The sequence below is a fragment of the Chryseobacterium sp. DT-167 genome, assembly GCF_058310155.1.
The window spans coordinates 1-534 of record NZ_JBZEEQ010000131.1; the positions used below are offsets into that span (position 1 = coordinate 1).

A 534-nucleotide genomic window follows, 5' to 3' on the forward strand; every position below is an offset into this window, starting at 1 on the left:
CGCTGTGACGACGGGGACCTGGTTCGACGCGTCGGCGTCGACGCGTGGCACGTCCGGGATCACGCGCGACTCTGGCTCGGCGCTCGACTCCGATGAGGGCGTCGGTGCCGTCGTCGCGGTCTCCGGCCGTGCGGTCGCGCTCGGCGCGCTCGGCGCGCTCGTCCCGCCGGAGCACGCGGACAGCGCGAGAATCACGGCGAGCGCTGCTGCGGCGCTCGCCGTGATCCTCGGTGCGGGGAGCCGACGGCTCAGTGGTCGACCCTCTCCGAGGCCACCGTCCGGCGGCGCAGGTGGGCGGACGAGGCGGCGACGGCGGCGGCGAGGGCCGCGAGGCCTCCCACGACGACCCAGAACGCGTTCGCGGCACCGGGGGCGTTCGTCGCGACGAGGCCGGCCTCACCGGCGGGGACCCCACCGGGCGCCGAGTGCAGTCCTTCGATCGTCTGGACGGCGACCGTCAGGTTGTCGTCCTCGAGGCTGCCCCAGGCGTAGACGATGGTGTTGACTCCCTCGGCGACGTTCACGTCTGTCGGG

1 protein-coding gene is annotated in these 534 nt (G+C 74.5%); it reads right to left on the reverse strand.

Going from position 1 to position 534, the window contains the following annotated elements:
- Positions 1-248 precede the first annotated feature (248 nt).
- The coding region (locus AC4FQ5_RS20125; RefSeq protein ID WP_491146507.1) for a hypothetical protein at positions 249-534 on the reverse strand (286 nt) is incomplete at its 5' end.